This is a genomic window from Citrobacter sp. wls615, from assembly GCF_005281355.1.
GTDB classification, from domain to species: Bacteria; Pseudomonadota; Gammaproteobacteria; order Enterobacterales; family Enterobacteriaceae; genus Citrobacter; species Citrobacter werkmanii.
In genome coordinates, this window is the sequence record NZ_SZXM01000080.1 from 1 (window position 1) to 4,175 (window position 4,175).

At 48.9% G+C, this 4,175-nt stretch carries 4 protein-coding genes, 4 tRNA genes and 1 pseudogene; 2 read left to right on the top strand and 7 right to left on the bottom strand.

The genetic code is table 11. The annotated features are described in order from the left end of the window. From FDX04_RS19660 to FDX04_RS19680, 5 genes are all read right to left on the bottom strand, one after another. Positions 1-128 (bottom strand): GTP-binding protein (locus FDX04_RS19660; RefSeq protein ID WP_000031651.1); only part of this gene is annotated, 128 nt, incomplete at its 3' end. A gap of 118 nt (positions 129-246) precedes the next feature. Continuing rightward, positions 247-322 (bottom strand) — tRNA-Thr (locus tag FDX04_RS19665). Between the two features lie 5 nt (positions 323-327). Then, positions 328-402 (bottom strand) — tRNA-Gly (locus FDX04_RS19670). 114 nt (positions 403-516) lie between these two features. Next, a tRNA-Tyr gene (locus FDX04_RS19675) sits at positions 517-601 on the bottom strand. A gap of 8 nt (positions 602-609) precedes the next feature. After that, positions 610-685: transfer RNA gene (locus FDX04_RS19680), tRNA-Thr, on the bottom strand. Between the two features lie 19 nt (positions 686-704). On the opposite strand from FDX04_RS19680, the pseudogene FDX04_RS24530 reads away from it, so the two are divergent. Continuing rightward, positions 705-785, top strand: a pseudogene (locus FDX04_RS24530) (hypothetical protein); the annotation flags it as partial. A 291-nt stretch (positions 786-1,076) separates the two neighbouring features. Further along, positions 1,077-2,027, top strand: coding sequence for a type I pantothenate kinase (gene coaA, locus FDX04_RS19690; protein WP_032940924.1), 951 nt, complete (start codon positions 1,077-1,079; stop codon positions 2,025-2,027). Positions 2,028-2,059: 32 nt separating this feature from the next. Here coaA and birA read toward each other — a convergent pair whose 3' ends face one another. Together birA and murB are read right to left on the bottom strand one after the other, a co-directional pair. After that, positions 2,060-3,022 (bottom strand): bifunctional biotin--[acetyl-CoA-carboxylase] ligase/biotin operon repressor BirA, encoded by a 963-nt coding sequence (gene birA, locus FDX04_RS19695; protein WP_042314244.1) that lies wholly within the window; start codon positions 3,020-3,022, stop codon positions 2,060-2,062. Continuing rightward, positions 3,019-4,047 carry a UDP-N-acetylmuramate dehydrogenase gene (murB, locus tag FDX04_RS19700; RefSeq protein ID WP_137371368.1) on the bottom strand — a complete coding sequence of 343 codons (1,029 nt, stop codon included), beginning with the start codon at positions 4,045-4,047 and terminating at the stop codon, positions 3,019-3,021. Before murB ends, birA begins: the two co-directional genes overlap by 4 nt. Positions 4,048-4,175 lie beyond the last annotated feature (128 nt).

The window sequence follows — 4,175 nt, forward strand, 5'->3', positions numbered from 1 at the left end:
GCACCGCCGTAGGTTTTAGCCAGTACGGTAGTGATTGCAGCGGTCAGCGTTGTTTTACCATGGTCAACGTGGCCGATAGTACCGACGTTAACGTGCGGTTTAGTACGTTCAAATTTTTCTTTAGACATCGATTGTCCCTCTAAGACACGGATAAATCGGTGATATCACCACATCAACCAGGCAATATACCTGAGCTGTTGAATGCTTTTAAAAGTAAACAGAGAGAAACGGGAAGGAGAAGTGAAGTGGTGCTGATACCCAGAGTCGAACTGGGGACCTCACCCTTACCAAGGGTGCGCTCTACCAACTGAGCCATATCAGCACGTCTGGAGCGGGCAGCGGGAATCGAACCCGCATCATCAGCTTGGAAGGCTGAGGTAATAGCCATTATACGATGCCCGCATCCTGAAACTCGGCTACCCAGTTCTTTCTGTAACAAAAAAGAGATTTCTCTCTTTTATGTTCGAGCTGATTAATTTTTTAACCAACTCAGGCGGCGATAACGCTGCCAGAAAGTGGTGGTGGGGGAAGGATTCGAACCTTCGAAGTCTGTGACGGCAGATTTACAGTCTGCTCCCTTTGGCCGCTCGGGAACCCCACCGGACTTGATGGTGCCGACTACCGGAATCGAACTGGTGACCTACTGATTACAAGTCAGTTGCTCTACCTACTGAGCTAAGTCGGCATCAAGTAGCGCGCATTTTATGGAGACCTGCGCACTCATGCAACTAAAAAATTGCATAAAATGTTCTATCGCTCACATTTTGCACTATACGTCCGATAAATAATCTATTTCTTCGTATGATTGGACAAATTTCCAACGGCGCCCACCCTTCCAAAGGCAAGTTTTGCGCCGCCATGCGCTCATCCATAGAGAGAAAGTACCTCTTTATACATCTGGAATAGCCGTCACATTGCTTTTCAGGGGATGATTTTTTCTTATTATTCCCCCTCATCTGGTGTTACCCTCCTGCCCATTGTCCAAATTAACTGAAATGTGCGTGCCATTGCGTGCCGGGGATGATTTCGTTTTTTTACCGCAGACCTGATATAGCAATGACAGCCAGACCATGCGTATGAGTATAAAAGAGCAAGCGTTAACGTCGCCTTACCTACAGTTTGATCGCAACCAGTGGGCTGCGCTTCGTGATTCCGTGCCAATGACCCTGACCGAGGAAGAGATTGCTCGTCTGAAAGGCATTAACGAAGACTTGTCGCTGGAAGAAGTTGCCGAAATTTATTTGCCTCTATCGCGTTTGCTAAATTTTTACATCAGTTCGAACCTGCGACGTCAGGCAGTACTGGAGCAATTTTTAGGCACTAACGGCGAGCGTATTCCTTATATTATTAGCATTGCTGGCAGCGTCGCCGTTGGCAAAAGCACCACAGCTCGTGTTTTACAGGCACTGTTGAGTCGCTGGCCTGAGCATCGTAAGGTTGAGTTGATTACGACCGACGGTTTTCTTCATCCTAATCAGGTGTTGAAAGATCGTGGACTCATGAAGAAGAAAGGCTTCCCTCAGTCCTATGATATGCACCGCCTGGTTAAATTCGTTTCCGATTTGAAGTCAGGCGTACCTAACGTCACGGCGCCGGTCTACTCTCATCTTATCTATGATGTGATCCCTGATGGCGACAAAACCGTTGCCCAGCCTGACATATTAATACTCGAAGGGCTTAATGTATTACAGAGCGGGATGGATTATCCTCACGATCCACATCATGTATTTGTTTCTGATTTTGTCGACTTTTCTATTTATGTTGATGCGCCAGAAGAATTACTCCAGACGTGGTATATCAACCGCTTCCTGAAATTCCGCGAAGGGGCATTTACCAACCCAGACTCTTATTTCCATAATTATGCGAAATTGTCGGAAGATGAGGCAATCAACACAGCCACATCGTTATGGAAAGAGATTAACTGGCTGAATTTAAAACAAAATATTTTACCAACGCGTGAGCGAGCCAGCTTGATTATGACCAAAAGCGCCAATCATGCCGTTGAAGAGGTCAGGCTACGTAAATAAATTAATAAGGGGAGCTACAGCTCCCCTTATTATTATTCAGCACTTCTGAGCGATATTTCTCCGCCCATCCAGGGTTTTATCACGCCATTTTGTTCAAGCAATAATGCGCCTTGTGCATCTATTCCACGCGATACCCCAAATATTTCTTTATCGCCAATAATGAGTTTTACCGGACGGTCGATAAAGTTGTCCAACTTCTTCCAGCGGGACAGATAAGGTGCCAGGCCCTCATGTTCAAACAGTACCAGCGCAGCACGCAGCTCGCGGATCAGTCGGGCAGCAAGGGTATTGCGGTCAATATTAATTCCCGCTTCCTGGAGATTAATCCAGCCCTGATTAACGACATTCTCTTCTACCCGGCGCATGGCCATGTTAATACCCGCACCGATAACAATTTGCGCGGCATCGCCCGTCTTACCCGTGAGTTCAACCAAAATTCCGGCCAGTTTACGATCGAGCAGATAGAGATCGTTCGGCCATTTCACGCGAACTTTATCCGCACCCAGATCGCGTAAAACCTCCGCCATGACAATACCAATCACCAGACTCAAACCAATTGCGGCTGCCGGTCCTTGCTCTAGTCGCCAGAACATTGAGAGATACAGATTGGCGCCAAACGGCGAGAACCACTTACGTCCGCGACGGCCACGACCGGCCTGCTGATACTCAGCGACGCAGGCATCCCCTGACTCCAGTTGACCAATGCGGTCCATCAGGTACTGGTTGGTTGAGTCGATAACCGGCAGAACCGTGACATTCCCCCTATCCAACTGAGAATGAATCAGTGATGAGTCTAATAACTGGATAGGCTCAGGTAAGCTGTATCCTTTACCGGGAACAGTAAATACATCAACGCCCCAGTCGCGTAGCGTCTGAACATGCTTGTTGATTGCCGCGCGGCTCATTCCCAGCTGTTCACCAAGCTGCTCACCGGAATGAAATTCACCATCGGCTAACAAGGAAATAAGCGTCAGGGGGACGGTATTATCTTTCATGCGATGATCTCCACAGCATTCACTTCACCCTGTGGGCCAATAAATCTGACCTCAGGTTCAAGCCAGACATTGAATTTCTCACCGACGTTTTGGCGTACATGATGCGCTAGTTGCACCACATCCTGACTGGTCGCACGGTCTGCATTGATCAGTACCAGTGCTTGCTGCTGATGTACCGCTGCACCACCAATACGCATGCCTTTTAGCTGGCATTGATCGATAAGCCAGCCGGCAGCCAGTTTCACTGAACCATCAACCTGTGGGTAATGAGGCGCGGTCGGGAATTTAGCCAGCAGTTCCTGCGCAACGTGCGCTGTAACAACCGGGTTTTTAAAGAAACTACCCGCATTACCGTTAACTTTCGGGTCGGGCAGCTTTGTTGTGCGCATATGACAGACAGAATCAAAAACCTGCTGAGGCGTCACGGTTGCGGGATCCAGACGAGTCAGGTCGCCATAAGTGAGAACGGGCTGCCACTGTTTAGGCAAGCGCAGACCAACGGCAACAATTGCGAAACGATCCTGGTATTCATGCTTGAAGATGCTGTCACGGTAACCAAAACGGCATTCCGCGGCGCTGACGCGCAGATGTTTGCCGGTTGACAGTTCAACACAGTCCACATATTCACAGACACGCTGCAGCTCCACACCATAAGCACCAATATTCTGAATGGGAGATGAACCGACGCATCCGGGAATGAGTGCCAGATTTTCCAGCCCAGGCATACCTTCTTGCAGCGTGTGCTGTACCAAATGATGCCAGTTCTCACCGGCACCTACGTGCAGATGCCACGCCTCAGGTTGTTCTGTGATCTCAATACCCTTGATTCGATTGACGATCACCGTTCCATGGAAGGTATCGAGAAACAGGACGTTACTCCCCTCGCCCAGGATCAGTACTGGATGATGTGATGCATTCGCTGATTGCCAGGCATTCAGCAGTTGTTGCTCATTTTCGGCGCAGACAAGCTCATTAGCTTGTTGATCGATACCGAAGGTGTTCCAGGCTTTAAGGGAGTGATTCATAAACGCTTTCCTGATGCAAAATCGCGCTTAGTTTACCGCATATGCCGCAGGATGGCTTGTGTTATGGATGCGAGGGGAAGTTGCTTTGGTAGGCCGGACCCGGCAGGTTTCATTTCGCACAGACGCAA

Excerpts from the sequence above, each read along its gene's own strand:
- coaA (WP_032940924.1), top strand. The coding sequence starts at position 1,077 with ATGAGTATAAAAGAGCAAGCGTTAACGTCGCCTTACCTACAGTTTGAT.
- birA (WP_042314244.1), bottom strand. The coding sequence starts at position 3,022 with ATGAAAGATAATACCGTCCCCCTGACGCTTATTTCCTTGTTAGCCGAT.
- murB (WP_137371368.1), bottom strand. The coding sequence starts at position 4,047 with ATGAATCACTCCCTTAAAGCCTGGAACACCTTCGGTATCGATCAACAA.